General features: G+C 65.2%; 13 protein-coding genes, 1 tRNA gene and 1 pseudogene. 4 read left to right on the top strand and 11 right to left on the bottom strand.

Annotated features, from left to right (window positions below; genetic code table 11):
- Positions 1-68 precede the first annotated feature (68 nt).
- Genes trpG through trpD form a run of 4 tightly spaced genes read right to left on the bottom strand, consistent with a single transcriptional unit; the run spans position 69 to position 4,074 of the window.
- Positions 69-719: an anthranilate synthase component II gene (gene trpG / locus NATTI_RS0119495; protein ID WP_006088184.1), complete on the bottom strand. Its 651-nt coding sequence runs from the start codon at positions 717-719 to the stop codon at positions 69-71.
- Positions 716-2,395 (bottom strand): anthranilate synthase component I, encoded by a 1,680-nt coding sequence (gene trpE, locus NATTI_RS0119490; protein WP_006088185.1) that lies wholly within the window; start codon positions 2,393-2,395, stop codon positions 716-718. The genes trpG and trpE overlap by 4 nt, the downstream gene beginning before the upstream one ends.
- Positions 2,396-2,410: 15 nt before the next feature.
- A complete protein-coding gene (locus tag NATTI_RS0119485; protein WP_006088186.1) occupies positions 2,411-3,061 on the bottom strand; it encodes a phosphoribosylanthranilate isomerase in 651 nt (216 codons plus the stop codon).
- A complete protein-coding gene (trpD, locus tag NATTI_RS0119480) occupies positions 3,058-4,074 on the bottom strand; it encodes an anthranilate phosphoribosyltransferase (protein WP_006088187.1) in 1,017 nt (338 codons plus the stop codon). Before trpD ends, NATTI_RS0119485 begins: the two co-directional genes overlap by 4 nt.
- Before the next feature lie 183 nt (positions 4,075-4,257).
- On the opposite strand from trpD, the gene NATTI_RS0119475 reads away from it, so the two are divergent.
- Positions 4,258-4,332 (top strand) — tRNA-Val (locus tag NATTI_RS0119475).
- A 399-nt stretch (positions 4,333-4,731) separates the two neighbouring features.
- Here the strand turns inward: NATTI_RS0119475 and NATTI_RS0119470 are convergent.
- Complete coding sequence (locus NATTI_RS0119470; protein ID WP_006088188.1) at positions 4,732-5,076, bottom strand: DUF7853 family protein; 345 nt, start codon at positions 5,074-5,076, stop codon at positions 4,732-4,734.
- Between the two features lie 185 nt (positions 5,077-5,261).
- The gene (locus tag NATTI_RS0119465) at positions 5,262-6,707 is read right to left on the bottom strand and encodes an MATE family efflux transporter (protein ID WP_006088189.1); all 1,446 of its coding nucleotides are present in this window, start codon (positions 6,705-6,707) and stop codon (positions 5,262-5,264) included.
- Positions 6,708-6,873: 166 nt separating this feature from the next.
- On the opposite strand from NATTI_RS0119465, the pseudogene NATTI_RS27425 reads away from it, so the two are divergent.
- Positions 6,874-7,023 (top strand): annotated as a pseudogene (locus tag NATTI_RS27425) (AEC family transporter); the annotation flags it as partial.
- Positions 7,024-7,191: 168 nt separating this feature from the next.
- Here the strand turns inward: NATTI_RS27425 and NATTI_RS0119455 are convergent.
- The 4 genes from NATTI_RS0119455 to NATTI_RS0119440 all read right to left on the bottom strand — a co-directional run bounded on the left by NATTI_RS0119455 (position 7,192) and on the right by NATTI_RS0119440 (position 10,172).
- Positions 7,192-8,001 carry a putative sodium/potassium/calcium exchanger gene (locus tag NATTI_RS0119455; RefSeq protein WP_006088191.1) on the bottom strand — a complete coding sequence of 270 codons (810 nt, stop codon included), beginning with the start codon at positions 7,999-8,001 and terminating at the stop codon, positions 7,192-7,194.
- Positions 8,002-8,103: 102 nt separating this feature from the next.
- Positions 8,104-8,886 (bottom strand): YihY/virulence factor BrkB family protein, encoded by a 783-nt coding sequence (locus NATTI_RS0119450; protein ID WP_006088192.1) that lies wholly within the window; start codon positions 8,884-8,886, stop codon positions 8,104-8,106.
- A 123-nt stretch (positions 8,887-9,009) separates the two neighbouring features.
- Entirely contained in the window at positions 9,010-9,786 is a 777-nt protein-coding gene (locus NATTI_RS0119445) for a CAP domain-containing protein (protein WP_006088193.1), read from the bottom strand.
- Between the two features lie 83 nt (positions 9,787-9,869).
- Positions 9,870-10,172: a lycopene cyclase domain-containing protein gene (locus tag NATTI_RS0119440; protein ID WP_006088194.1), complete on the bottom strand. Its 303-nt coding sequence runs from the start codon at positions 10,170-10,172 to the stop codon at positions 9,870-9,872.
- A gap of 159 nt (positions 10,173-10,331) precedes the next feature.
- Between NATTI_RS0119440 and NATTI_RS0119435 the strand changes: the two genes are divergently transcribed.
- A complete protein-coding gene (locus NATTI_RS0119435; RefSeq protein ID WP_006088195.1) occupies positions 10,332-11,489 on the top strand; it encodes a CBS domain-containing protein in 1,158 nt (385 codons plus the stop codon).
- Between the two features lie 94 nt (positions 11,490-11,583).
- Here NATTI_RS0119435 and radB read toward each other — a convergent pair whose 3' ends face one another.
- Positions 11,584-12,291 (bottom strand): DNA repair and recombination protein RadB, encoded by a 708-nt coding sequence (gene radB / locus NATTI_RS0119430; protein WP_006088196.1) that lies wholly within the window; start codon positions 12,289-12,291, stop codon positions 11,584-11,586.
- Positions 12,292-13,107: 816 nt separating this feature from the next.
- Here radB and NATTI_RS0119425 point away from each other — a divergent pair.
- The gene (locus tag NATTI_RS0119425; protein WP_006088197.1) at positions 13,108-13,878 is read left to right on the top strand and encodes a hypothetical protein; all 771 of its coding nucleotides are present in this window, start codon (positions 13,108-13,110) and stop codon (positions 13,876-13,878) included.
- The last annotated feature ends 29 nt before the right edge of the window (positions 13,879-13,907 follow it).

The raw sequence follows: 13,907 nt of genomic DNA, 5'->3' as shown, positions 1-13,907 counted from the left end.
GAACAATTTTCGCGATTGCGCACTCGTGAGGCGACCGTCCCTCGCCAGGATCGGTCCCGCCGAACGGCTCAGTCCTCCGCGACCGACTCGAGGAAGTTCTCGATTACGTCGTGCCCGAGCGCCGTGAGCACGCTCTCTGGGTGGAACTGCACGGCTTCGATCGGGTGCTCTCGGTGGCGGACGCCCATGACGAGCGTTTCTTTTCCGTGTTCGGCCGTGGCCGATACCTCGAAGCAGTCCGGGACCGCTGTCGCGACCAGCGAGTGATACCGGCCCGCGCGAAAGCCCTGCTCGAGTCCCGCGAAGACGCCCGCGCCGTCGTGGTCGACGGCGGAGGCCTTCCCGTGGATTGGATCGGGCGCTCGGCCGACGGTCCCGCCGTACTCGTAGACGGCGGCCTCGAGACCCAGACAGACGCCGAGCGTCGGCACCGTCGGGCTCACCTCCCGGAGAACCTGCATCGTGACGCCAACGTCGCGGTCGTTCTTCGGGTGCCCCGGTCCGGGGCTGATGATAATCGCGTCGGGGTCGACCGCGCGGATCTCCTCGAGCGACGCGGTGTTTTTCAGCACCTCGGTCTCGGTGCCGGCCTGCTGGCTGACGTACTCGACCAGGTTGTACGTAAAGGAGTCGTAGTTGTCGACGAACAGGACCGTCAACGGCTCCGTCTCACCGTCTCCGTTTGCGTTCGCCGTGTGCTCCTCGCCCGCCGCGCTCATCGGCTCACCTCCGGGGTCTCGAGGGAGTCGTCTGTCGGCCCGCTCCCGTCCGTATCGACGGATTCCTCGATCTCCTCGAGGGCGGCGAGCACGCCGCCCATCTTCTTCTCGGTCTCCTCGTACTCCGATTCGGGGTCGCTGTCCGCGACCAGTCCCGCACCGGCACGGACCGTGATCCGGTCTCGATCACCCTCGTCTTCTACCGTCGCGGTCCGAATCACGATCGCGAAGTCCGCGTCGCCACACCAGGAGTAGTAGCCGACGCCACCGCCGTAGAGGCCGCGGGGTTCGGTCTCGAGGTCGTCGATGATCTCCATCGCCCGGATCTTCGGCGCACCTGAGAGCGTGCCGGCGGGGAACGAGGCCCGCGTCGCGTCGAAGGCGTCCGCGTCGCTCGCGAGGTCGCCCGTCACCGTCGACTCGATGTGCTGGACGTGGCTGTACTTGAGGACGTTCATGAACTCGTCGACGCGGACCGAGCCGGCGTCGGCGACCCGGCGCACGTCGTTGCGGGCCAGATCGACCAGCATCGTGTGCTCGGCGCGCTCCTTCTCGTCGGCCAGCATCTCGCCCGCGAGTCGCCGATCCTCGACGGGTCCGGTTCCTCGGTCGCAGGTGCCGGCGATCGGGTTCGACATGATCTCGCGGCCGCGCACGGAGACCAGCGTCTCGGGGCTCGCGCCGACGACGGTCAGATCGTCGTGCTCGAGCAAGTACATGTACGGCGAGGGGTTCACGTCGCGCATCGCCTCGTAGAAGCCGAGCGGATCGACGTCGCCGTAGAGCTCTCGAGTGCGGGAAATGACGCCCTGGTAGATGTCCCCGTCGAGGACGTGCTCTTTGGCCCGTTCGACGCTCTCCTCGTAGACCTCCTTGGAGCCGGCAATCTCGTCGGTCTTGGCGAATCCGCCCGTCTTGGGCGGCTCGGCCCCTCGCAGGGTTGCCGCGACCGCAGCGGTCTCCTCGAGGAGCGCGTCGTAGACCGCGTCCGGGTCGTCGTCGCCCTCGAGGATCGGCGTACAGACCAGCGAGATCGTCCCGTCGCGCTCGTCGAACGCGAGCGTCTTCGTCGTCAGGACGAACTGCGCGTCGGGGAACCGCGACTCGGGCCGTTCGAGACCGACCTCCTCGAGCCAGAGGTCGTAAACCGCGTCGTAGGCGAGAAAGCCGACGAGCCCACCGGTCAGATGCTGGCGGTCGTGGTCGGGCGCGTTTGCGAACCGAACGTCCGGCATCGCCGCGCGGAGGGCGTCGACGGTGTCGCCGTCGTCGGTCGTCTCGACGAGGTCGAGCGGCACGTCGTCTTTGAGGGCTTCGACGGACGTGCCCTCGGGTTCGACCGTGACGACGGCGTCCGGGTCGTAGCCGACGTAGGAGTAACGGGCGTGGCGATCCGTCTGCGCCGAACTCGGTCGGAACGCGCCGTCCGGGTCGCTCGAGGCGGTCTTCTCCGCGCTCTCGAGTAAGAAGGCGTACGGCGACCGCTCCCGGTCGCTCGAGGGCGACCGGCCGGTGAGCGCGGCGTAGGCTTCGAGGGGCGTCGTCTCGACGTCGAGCGTCGCGACGGTGCGGACGACCGCCGGTCGCTCGTCGCGGTCACCCGCGTGCTCGCGGAAGATCTCGCGGTCGATGTCGAGCGTCGGCGTCGCGTCGGATGGGGGGTCTGGATCACTCATACTGAAATCGGCTGGTCAGAGCTCCGCCGGTCGGCGGGCGTTCGTGGCTCGGTCGATAAACGATCGAACGGCGTCGGGATCCTTGACGCCGCCGTCCGCCTCGACCCCGCTCGCGACGTCGACGGCGAACGGTTCGACCGTCCGTACCGCATCGCCGACGTTGTCGGGGGTGAGTCCGCCCGCGAGGATCAGCGGGGACTCGAGGTCGACCGCGGCCAGTCGAGTCTGTTCCCAGTCGTGGGTTTTACCGGTGCCGCCGCCGCCGTCCTCTCCAGGCGTGTCGACGATGAGTCCGTCGACCACGTCGTCGTAGGCCGCGGCCGTCTCCGCATCGTCGGCGTCGACCGCGAGCAGGAGTTGGGCGTCGATCTTCGCGCGCAGGTACGCCAGATCCCCGGGTCGAATGCTGCCGTGGTACTGAACCGCGTCGGGTTCGATCTCCTCGACCAGTTCGATCGCCCGGTTCGGTCCGGACGGCATCGTCACGAGCACGGTCGTCACGAACGGCGGGGCCGCGGCGACGAGCGCTTTGGCTCGCTCGATGGAGACCTCTCGGGGCGTATCGACCGACACGTCACAGATGATACCGAGGGCGTCGGCCCCCGCTTCGACGGCCGTCTCGAGGTCGTCCTCGCTCGTCAGCCCGCAGATCTTCACGCGAGTCATCGCTGTACCTGCTCCGTCGTTCCCGCGCAGAGTTGCTCGAGTTTCGTCGCCGCCGACCCGGAGTCGATCGCCTCGCGTGCCGCGTCGGCACCCGCTTCGAGCGAGTCGGCCTCGCCAGCGACGTAGATCGCCGCGCCGGCGTTCGCGAGGATGACGTCCCGTTTGGCATCCGTAACCGTCCCCTCGACGATGCCGCGCATGTCGTCGGCGTTTTCTTCGGGTGAGCCGCCCGAGATGGCCTCGATATCGTGTTGCTCGAGACCGAGATCGGACGGCTCGAGGGTGTATGCCTCCACGCTGGAGCCAGTTACTTCCGCGGCGACGGTCTCCCCGTGGATCGCGATTTCGTCGGTGCCCGCGCCGTGGACGACCAGCGCTCGGTCGACGTCCATCCGCGCGAGGGCGTCCGCGAGGACGGGGACGAGATCGGGGTCGTAGACGCCGACGACTTGCGCGTCTGCGCCAGCGGGGTTCGTCAGCGGCCCGAGCACATTGAACACCGTCCGCATCCCGAGTTCCTTGCGCGGGCCGATGACGGCCTTCATCGCGGGGTGGAAGACGGGCGCGAGCATGAAGCCGATCCCGTCGCGTTCGATGGCGTCCTCGACGGCCGGCGGTTCGGCCTCGACGTTTACGCCCGCGACCTCGAGGACGTCCGCGCTGCCGGAGGAGGAGGAGACGGAGTAGTTGCCGTGTTTGGCGACCGGAACGCCCGCGCCGGCGGTGACGATCGCGCTCGTCGTCGAGACGTTGATCGTGTCGTAGTCGTCACCACCCGTGCCACAGGTATCGACCAGCGGCTCCCGATCGGGGGAGATCGTTCGCGCCGCCTCGCGCATGCCTTCGGCGAAGCCCGCGATTTCGGCTTCCGTCTCGCCTTTCGCTCGCAGCGCGGCGAGCAGCGCGCCGATCTGTGCCTCCGTCGCCTCTTCGAAGACCGCCGTAGAGGCCGCTCGAGCCTCGTTCTGTGTGAGATCCTCCCCGTCAGTTACCCGTTCGACGTACTCCTGCATAGTGAACACCAATGTACGTAGTTGTCTTACAATGTCCAAATCAGTACATCAACTTAAGCGTATCGGCGGGGTGCGTGGGTGCGAGTCGCGTACGGCAGTCGATTCGAAACCTTCAATTACGGTGGTGGGCAATCAATGAGTGCAGACAAGGTGGCGACGGAGGCCACGCAAGCGAAACCAGGCGGGTTGGTGGTCTAGTCTGGTTATGACACCTCCTTGACATGGAGGAGGCCGGCAGTTCAAATCTGCCCCAACCCATTTCTGACGGAACAATACCGACGAGCGAAGCGTGGCGCTTGCGCCACGCGGAGCGAGTCGTCGTTCCGTCAGAAATTGTCCGGGCAATTTGAACTAGACCGAGGTTCTGCGCCGAAGGCGCAGGTTCTCGGGCGTAGTTCAAATCTGCCCCAACCACTTTTCGACGAACAACAACTGACGAGCGAAGCGTGGCGCGTTAGCACCGTAGAACGCAATCGGTGAAACACGAGCGAGCATGTCTCGACGTCGTTCAAATCCGCCTATCTGTTTCTACTGCGCTGACAACTACTTGAGTCGACGCACCTGGATTCGGTGGTAGCGGCCGTACGCGATAGCGGATCACTTCGAACTCGAGAACCGGCCGCGAGTCGACAATACCGACTCGCTCGAGCACACCCATCAATCAGCCGAAAGTGCCGGTTCGAACCCGTCGATGGCGCTCGAGACGCGGTACAGGAGCTCTTCGAGCTGCGGGCGCTCGAGTTCCCACCACGTTGGTGAGTGATGGTATTCCGCGAGGATCGTCTGGATCGCGTCGAGCTGTGCGATCGTAAAGCGGGCGTGGCCCGCGTCGAGCGTCTCGAACGCCTGAAACACCTCGACTGGCGGCGGATCGACGGTGGTCGGATCCGTTGCCGTGCGCTCTTGTTCGATACGATCGAGGAGAACGTGATGGAGCGTCCACTGCTCCTCGAGCGGCAGCGATAGCGTGACGGACTGGGAATGTGCTGACTGTTCTGGCATGGGCACCGATCTCTTGTCGGTTAGACGTACGCTATGCTATGTGTAATGTTAACCCTTACCATGGTTAGTTCGTTCCACTCCGATGGGCGAGATTACGGCCACGTCGAATCACGACTCGATCGAAGGGGGTTCGATCTTCTCTCGAAACGACCAATCCGCAAGCGCGCTGTCTCGAGCCCCAGACCTCAATCGTCTGCAACCGCCACATCAGGCCGATATGTCTCGCTGATCGCCTTCCACTTGTCCGTGCGGAACCGCCAGTAGTTGATCGCGGCGGGCACGCTCGTCTCCGCGACGAACGCGAGGTACAGCCCCCAGTAGCCCAGCGCGGTCGTCGCACCGAGGTACGCCAGTGGGATCGAGACGAGGAACATCCCGACGAACTGGCTGGCGAACGGAACCTTCGTGTCACCGCTGGCGTCGAGCGGCCCGGCAGCGGCGCCGGCGACTCCCTGAAAGACGACTGCGACGCAGGAGGCGTAGACGAGCGTGATCGCGATCGGAATCTCGGGGCTCGTCGGATCGTCCGCGAAGAGCACGACGATCTGTTCGGCGAACACCGCGATGAGAACTGCGCTGACGAGATAGGTTGCCACGGCGAATCGAATGATATCACGCCCGTAGGCCTCGGCTGTCTGCTCGTCGTTCTGCCCGAGCGCCTGGCCGACCAGACTCGAGGATGCCAGCCCGAATCCCCAGCCGGGCGTGTTCATGATGCCCCAGATGCGCCGGGCGATGACGAACGCGGCGACGGTGTTCTCGCCGAAGATGTCGAGGATGCCGAGCATCGGGAACTCGGCGACGGTCCAGACGAGGTTCCGACCACCGACGGGGAGTCCGATGGTTACGATGTCTCGAAGCGTATCTTGATCGAGGTAGGACCCCAGCGGATCGACTCGGATCGGCAACGCACCGATGATCGGGAGTCGGCCCGCACCGATGCCGACCGCGAATGTCGCGGTGACGGCGACGTTCGCGAGCACCGTTCCGAGCGCGGCACCGGCGACCTCTAACCCCAGTCCGAAGATGAACAGGGCGCTCAGCCCGATGTTGATGACCGCGCCGCCGGCGCGGATCTGCATCGCGATGTAGGAGTCGTCCGCGCCGACGAGCGTCCGACTCCCGACGAGGTTGAGCCCCGCGAATGGGATGCCGAGGGCGACGACTTGCAGGTACGTCGCGCCGTAGTCGATCGCCGACTCGTTGCTACTGAGCAGCGAAATGAACTCGTGGGGAAAGAACCAGAAACACGCCGCGACCGGGAGACTGATCACGACGACGAGCAGCGTACTCGAGCGAACGGCCAGTCCCAACTCGTCGTAGGCGTCGGCCCCGAATCGTTGCGAGACGAGCGCGATGGTGCCGCCGGCGACGCCCCCGCCGATGGCGAACGCGAGTCCCCAGAATGGCCCCGCGAAGCCGACGCCCGCGACGGCAGAGGTTCCGACCGCGACGCCGACCATCGCGACGTCGACGGCGCTCTTGGACATCCGCGCGATCCCGGTGACGATGCGGGGCCACGCGAGGATGGTTGTCTGAACGGCGCGCTCTCGATCGATCAGCCCGAGACGTGCAAGCGAGAGACCGATGTAGAGGATCGTCAAACGCAACGGGTTCGGAATCCGACTCACGGCAGTACCAGTCCATTATCGAATGCGTTCAAAGGGCTTGCGACCTGGCGATTGACCGGAGGACGTATCGAGGCGGCTATCGTCCGATCCGCCGCTCGAATCGTGTCATTAGTTACACTGTCGTGTAACTGAACGGTAAAAAAGCGGGAGCCGACTCGAGACCGCTGTGGAACTCCTCGGCCGGCTCCTGGCGTTGCTCGTCCTCCTCCTGTGCGGAACGGGACTGCGAGCCTCCGGCATCCTCGACACCGGCCGAACTGCGGCGTTGAACGCCACCGCATACTACGTCGCGCTGCCCGCGCTGATCTTCGTCTCGAACGTTTTCGTCCGAGCTCGGCGGCGACACGGAGTTCGCCTCGTTGAACGTCTTCGCGACGACGCTCGTCTCGATCCTTACGCTGTTCGTGCTGATCACGCTGGTCGGTTGAGGAAGTGCCAAACTCGAGAAAACCGGAAAGCACCCCGAAACGAGCCGTTCGCGCCGTTATCCGCCGAAGAGCCGCTTGACTCGTCCGAGCAGTCCGGGAGATTCCGCCTCGTCCTCCCCGTCGTCGCTCGAGTCGCCGTCGTCGCGCGAGATCGACCCCGCGAGTGGGCCGGCGTCGTCTCCGAGATCGGAGCCGGAAGCCGCGCTCGAGCCGCTGCTTTTCGACTGCGTGGCCTCGAGATCGTCCATCGAGAGCTCGATTTCGTCGACATCGGGTGTCGACTCGCGTCCTTCCCCCGCTTCGGCGGCCCGAACGTCCGCGCCGGTGACGCTGCCGGTTTCGATGCGGGCGGCCAGTTCCTCGATTGACTCGTTTTCGTCCTCCGCGCGGGCCGTTTCAGCCTGGAGAGAGGAGGCCGCCGCGTCGACCGAAGCGGTAGCGTCGGTCTCCGCCTCGGTGGCATCGTCACCCGCTTCGGTGCTATCGTCACCCGCTTCGGTGCCGTCGGTCTCCGCCGCTGTACCGTCACCGTCCGATTCGGTCTCGTCTGTGTTCGCTTCGCCATCGTCCTCGAGATTCGATTCGGCGTCGGTCGCCGTCTCCTCGGGGTCGGGAACCTCGTCCTCGTCGAACTCGACCGTCGTTGATTCTTCGCCTGCGGTCGTCGCGGGGGGCTCGCTCGAGCCCGTCGCGTTCGCTTTCGTTTCACCGAGCGAGTCGAGGATGTCGTCGACGCTCTGGTCCGAGACGACGCGCTGGGGACCGCCGCTCGGCTCGAGGGTGTCGCCGTCCGCATCGTCGGCCGACTCGCTCGCGTCGGCACCGGAGTCGGCGGCGGTAGACCGCCGTGACTGGTCGTCGCTCATTGTGCTGGTCTGTCCGTGCCGGAACCATAACTGTTCCCCACGGCGGTGATGGCCGACGACCGGGGCCGTCCGAACTCGGGTCAGTGTCGCGTTTTCGGCCGCCTATTCGTCGAGGCGGAGCTCCGAGAGGACGACGTTGAGCACCGCGCCGAACAGGATGAGCATGCCGGCGAAATAGAGCCAGGTGACGAAGAGGAGGACGGCGCCGACCGCGCCGTAGGCCTGGTACTGGCCGGCGTTGGCCGCGTACAGCTGGAAGCCGGCCTGGAGGACCGTCCAGCCGACGGCAGCGAAGACGGCCCCGGGGAGGATCTCGAGTGCGTCGACCGGAATCGGCGGCAACACGTAGTAGATCGGGAAGAAGACGAGGACGAGCCCGACCAGCAGCGTGACCCAGCTCAGCAGACCGGCGAGGGGAACGACGTCGGCCGCGAGCCCGATCACCGTTCCGATACCGATCATGAGCGCCAGAGCGCCTACACCGGCGAGGATCACGGTTGCGCCGTCTTTGAGCTGGTCGACGAGCGTGTCCTCGCCGGTCTGGTCGTAGACGGTGTCGAACGCGCGACTGAGCCCGCGAAAGACCTTGAGCGCACCCCAGGAGGCGACGCCGAGGGCGACGATCGTCGCCTCCGCGCGACCGGACTCGGTCGTCAGCGCCTCGAGCACGAGGTCCTCGCCCGCTTCGGGGAGGAAGTCGCCGGCGACCAGAATCAGCCGTTCGGCGGCGTCCTCCCCGCCGAGAAACGAGCCGACGACGAGCGCGAGGATCACGAGCGGAATCAGCGAGACAAACGCGTAGTACGCGAACCCGGCCGCGAGAAAGGAGATGTCGCGGTCGGTTGCCGTTCGATAGACCGACTTCGCCGTCTCAGGAACGTCCATACCGGATACCGGTGATCCAGCCTCAAAGCTCTGTCAATCCGCCACAGATTCCGGACCGTGTGAGTGTCGGCCCAGACACCAACCGGTTGTGCAGCCAGACTCTCGACAGAAGCTGTTAGTCGGTCAGTACTCGCGACAGAAGTTGTGCGACGCGTAGGCCTCGCCGTCGTCCGTGAGGTAGACACCGACGCCGGCCCGATCCCAGTCGGGCACGCCGTCTTCCTCGAGGATCGCCTGTCGGTGCGGCGTGGAGTTCATCCACTGATCGACGAGCCCGTTCGCGAGTTCCTCCGCGGTCTCGTGGCGGTCGGTCTCGTCCGTGTCGGGGTTCTGGACGGGCCGATCGATGTACGTCAGCGCGATATTCTCACCATAGCCCCGGCAGTAGTCGTCGACGTCGGTGAACCGGTCCATTGGCTCCTCGCCGTCGGGATTGACGTGATCGAAGTAGTCGCGGTCGGCCATGTCGTAGCTGTGAGCCCGGGAGACGGAGGCGACCGTGCCGTCCCACTCGAGGGGCTCGAGGCCGTGCTCGGCCCGGCGGTCGTTGACCTCGGCGTGGACGAAGTCCTCGACGGTCATCGAATCGATCGTCTCGACATCGGCCTCGTACGCCGATTCATTGGGGTCGTTCGGGTCCGTGACGTTCGGATCGCGTTCGCCGGCTGGCGGCGGGTCCGAGCTCGGCGACGGCTGCGTCCCGATGTCGACGCCGTCTGGGCTCTCGAACTCGTCGACGCCGCCGATATCGTCGACGAGGGTCGGTGCGAACAGCACGGCGCCGAACACGATCGCGCCGACCAGCGCGACGGCGACGAAAAAGCGCAGGATCCCCCGGATCAGCGCTCTATCGGTGGGATCGCTGCCGTTCGGATCGGTCGACGGACGCCGGTCTTCCATCGCCCGTACGGTCGTGAGGCCGGGATAAGACAGTCGCGGTCCATTGCAGCGACTGACACTCGAGTCGTCGCCGTAGGTGGCGATTACTCTTTGCCGAAGATGGTTTCGTGGAAGCCGATCACGAGTCCGGGCACGACCGCCATAAAGAGGTGTTCCTCGAGCGGGATCCCCGCGATATCGATCCCCGTCCGGAGTTTGATGTCGAAAACGCCGACGGCGAGGGTGTAGCGGTCCCAGAGGTAGGCGACGGGGTACAGCGCGAGGATCGTTACGGCGGCCTTTCGGAGCGCGTTCGCTCGGTGGAGCAACAGGAAGGCGACGCTTCCCCAGACCAGTTCCGTCGCGAGGTAGGTGTACCGACCGAGTACACTGATGTCGGGTGCCATTACGTGTTCCTACGAGCGCGATATGCAAAACGGTCGGCCCTGCGTCGACGATCGATCCTGCTTCGACGGTCGCCCTTCGTCGGCGACCGGCCTCGTTTCCACCCGGCCAGAACGTGCGGTATGTTCAAAACCCCGGCGACAGTATACTCGGACAGAACGATGAATATTGCTGATATCGCCACCAGGGACTATATCGAAGTCGACGTCGGGCAGCGTATGGGGAAGGTTCGTTCTACGTTCGAGAACGGCAACCCCAAGGGAATTATCGTCACCAACGACGGGGCGTACGAGGGCGTCATCAGCGAGCGGGAGGTCCTCCAGTCACACGTCGAGGACGATGCGAAGGTGGCGGCGCTAATCAAACCGAGCCGGAACGACCCGGCACCGAAGATCGATCGGGAGGAGAACGTCCGGGAGGCCGCACGCCTCCTGATCGAGAGCAACTCGAAGGTCGCGCCCGTCTTCGAACACGGCGACCTCTGGGGAGTCATCACCGACGACGCCATTCTCGAGGCCGTCCTCGAGAACCTAGACGCTCTTTCGGTCGAGGACATCTACACCGACGATCCGGTCACCCTCAAAGAGGACGACGGGATCGGCAAGGCAATCAACTATCTGCGAGAGAACGGCATCTCTCGGCTTCCGGTCCTCAACGAGAACGGCTTTCTTACCGGCGTCGTGACCACCCACGACATCGCGGACTTCGTCATCCGAGAGAACCACACGACGACGACGGGCGACCGCGTCGGTGACTCCCAGCGGCTGCTCGATGTCCCCGTCTACGACATCATGAACAGCCCCGTCGTGACCACGACGCTCGAGGTAACGGCCAAGGAAGCCGTCGAAACCATGCTCGAGAAGGACTACGCCGGTCTGATGGTCACCCCCGAGGACGACGACCGCGTCGTCATCGGCGTCATCACCAAAACCGACATCCTGCGCGCGCTCACGTTCACCGAGGAGGAACACATGGACGTCCAGATCACCAACATCTCGATGCTCGACACCATCACCCGGGAGTCGATCGTTCAGAGCATCGAGGAGGTCGCCGACAAGTACGCCGACATGCAGGTGATGCACGCCCACGTCCGCTTCCACGAGCACAACGAGAAGCTTCGGGGTACCCCGCTCGTCCAGTGTCAGATTCGACTGCGAACCAACAAGGGCCAGGTCGCCGGCACCGGCGAGGGCTACGGCGCAGAGAACAGCTTCCGCGTCGCCATCGACAAACTCGAGCGCAACGTCTTGGAAGTCAAAGGCGTCACCAGCGACGAGGAGTACCGCGGTCAGCTGCTTCGAAAGCTAAACGAGCTGTAGGCGTTCCGACTGCTCGATTTCACGATTTTTTGGTGCCGGCTATCGAATGCGCCAGCGAGTGTGCCGCCCTCTAACCGACTCCAATCGTCGCGTCTTACAACCGACTCGAGTCGTCGCCACCCTCGAGTCCCGAATCCGTGATCCGGAACTGAACGGACTCGCCCACGGCTTTCGAGCGGTGTTTCTCGAGCGTGGCCCGCCGGTTTCCGCCGCGGAAGCGCTCGAGACGGAGGACGACACCGGTCCAGTGCTCCAAGGTATTGCCGCCGAGCGCGCGCGTGCGGTCGGCCTCGGGGTCGGCGAACACCTGGTTCGTCAGGACGACCGCGAGGTCGTGTTTTCGGGCGAGCGAGAGCAGGTGGGTCACCTGTCGGGCGACGCCGCGGAGCGCCTCGCCGTCGTCGTTGTCGCCGGTTCGCTCGAGGCGGTAGAAGCCGGTCGCGCTGTCGAGGACGATCAGGTCGGCGCGCTCGGCGAACTCCTCGGCGTCGCGGACGGCCTCGGACTGCTCCTCGAAGTTCAGCGCGTCCTCGACGACGATCCGGGAGGCGACGGCCTCGACGTCGTCCTCGCCGACGCGTGCGGTGAGTAACTGCTGAAAGCGGTCGACGGAGACGCCCTCGGTGTCGATGTAGACGGCGGTGCCGTCGTCCGCGGCCGTCTCGACGGCCGCCGAGAGCGCGAGGTTCGTCTTGCCCGCTGCCGGCGGGCCGTACACCTGCGTGACGGTCCCGCGTTCGAATCCCCCACCGAGTAACTCGTCGACCGGGGCACAGCCGGTCGGGATCGCCTCGTCGTTCACGGTTCGAGTTGGCAGGAGGCGTGCAAAAAGCCCCCGAAATACGTCGGTGGCCGGCCGAATCGCTATCTGAAGGCGAATTTCGAGCGGACTCGAGCGACTCGCAGATCGTCCCCACTCTGTTCGGACCGATCGAACCACGTGCGGTGGCGTGCGCCGGATCGCGGCAACGTGAAGTGAGACGCGGTCCGTTGCCGTGCGAGGGATGAGCGAACGGAGTGAGCGAATCGGCTGGGGAGGATGTGGCAACCCTAGTTGCCACGAGTCGCAGAAAACTCCGCTTCCTTTGTTCTCTCGAGCCACAGCTGGTCCGTCCAAAGGTGAACGGAACGCTCGAGTGCATCGATTACTGACAGCGATGACGGTCGCTCTACAGTTACTGGCAACGGGGATTTCCACGTCGCTCACGGGTCACTTCGTTCCCCGTTTGCACCCTCGAGGCGTTCACTCCGTTCACACCTCGCACTCCCCAGCCGATTCGCTCACTCCGTCTGCTCACGGGCGCAAAGCGCCCGTTCGCATGGTATGCGGGACCTTTGGTCCCGCACTATTCGCTCATCCATAGGAAGACGCTTCGCGTCTTCCACGCAGTCGCTCGTGTTACTCGCGACGACCTCGCGCAGTATTGGCGATCGGCCCTCGCTGCCGCTCACGGTTCACTCCGTTCACCGTTCTCTTTCCGAGGTTCTCACTCCGCTCGAACCTCGCTTCGCTCGGACACGATCGACAGCGCGCGCCACCGCATTCCGGTTCCCCAGTCTGGAGTATCGATCGGGCAGGTCGCGTACGTTTATTCACGCTCGAGACCAACACCGATTCGTGATCGTCGTCGCCACGTCAGATTTCGAGGTGTACCACGGCGTCGTCAACGAGCTACAGGATCGTGGCACCGAGTTTACGACCGTCGAACCCGACGCCGAGTTGCCCGAGCACACGGCCGTCGTCGTCACCGGTGGGGAAAACGCCGACGCCTTCGCGGGCGTGACGACGATCGTCGCCGATCCGGACGATCCCCGACGGACCGTCGATCAGGCGCTGACGGCAGTCCGCGGGGACGGCGGCCGAACCATCATCGGCGTCGATCCGGGACGCAAACCCGGCATCGCCATCCTCGCGGGGGAGATGATCGTCGCGGCCTTTCAGGTTCCCATTGCCGACGCCGTAGATGTCATCCAGCGCGAGGCCGACGAGGCGACCTCGCCCGTCGTCCGCATCGGCGACGGCTCCCGCCTCGAGAGCGCGACACTCGTCAACGACCTCGAGGGCGTCACGGTCGAACTCGTCGACGAAACGGGGACGACGCCGTATCTCGGCACGGGCTCGAGGGGGATGGGCGACGTGCTGGCGGCGGTGAACATCGCGCGCCTCGAGGGCGAGGTGGTCGACACGCGCGAGATCGAGCCGACCGCCGGCGAGCTGCAGGTGATCAAGGATCGCTCGCGCGAGCACAGCGAGGAGAATCGGGCGATCGACGACCGCCTCGCGCGTCGGGTCGCCGCGGGCGAGTTGACGATCGGCGAAGCGCTCGCGGAACATCGGGGTGCGGACGACGATATCGACTCCTCGGCGGCCGACGAGACGCTCGAGTGAGCGGGCGCGTACACTGTCGTCTCTCACTC

The organism is Natronorubrum tibetense GA33 (assembly GCF_000383975.1).
Lineage (GTDB): Archaea > Halobacteriota > Halobacteria > Halobacteriales > Natrialbaceae > Natronorubrum > Natronorubrum tibetense.
Note: the sequence above shows the minus strand (reverse complement) of the source record. Positions and strands in the feature narration are given on the sequence as shown.

Bases quoted from the DNA above. Each gene is read 5' to 3' on its own strand.
- NATTI_RS0119440 (WP_006088194.1), bottom strand. From the start codon at position 10,172: ATGGCACCCGACATCAGTGTACTCGGTCGGTACACCTACCTCGCGACG.
- trpE (WP_006088185.1), bottom strand. From the start codon at position 2,395: ATGAGTGATCCAGACCCCCCATCCGACGCGACGCCGACGCTCGACATC.
- NATTI_RS0119445 (WP_006088193.1), bottom strand. From the start codon at position 9,786: ATGGAAGACCGGCGTCCGTCGACCGATCCGAACGGCAGCGATCCCACC.
- NATTI_RS0119450 (WP_006088192.1), bottom strand. From the start codon at position 8,886: ATGGACGTTCCTGAGACGGCGAAGTCGGTCTATCGAACGGCAACCGAC.
- NATTI_RS0119455 (WP_006088191.1), bottom strand. From the start codon at position 8,001: ATGAGCGACGACCAGTCACGGCGGTCTACCGCCGCCGACTCCGGTGCC.
- NATTI_RS0119435 (WP_006088195.1), top strand. From the start codon at position 10,332: ATGAATATTGCTGATATCGCCACCAGGGACTATATCGAAGTCGACGTC.
- NATTI_RS0119470 (WP_006088188.1), bottom strand. From the start codon at position 5,076: ATGCCAGAACAGTCAGCACATTCCCAGTCCGTCACGCTATCGCTGCCG.
- trpD (WP_006088187.1), bottom strand. From the start codon at position 4,074: ATGCAGGAGTACGTCGAACGGGTAACTGACGGGGAGGATCTCACACAG.
- NATTI_RS0119485 (WP_006088186.1), bottom strand. From the start codon at position 3,061: ATGACTCGCGTGAAGATCTGCGGGCTGACGAGCGAGGACGACCTCGAG.
- trpG (WP_006088184.1), bottom strand. From the start codon at position 719: ATGAGCGCGGCGGGCGAGGAGCACACGGCGAACGCAAACGGAGACGGT.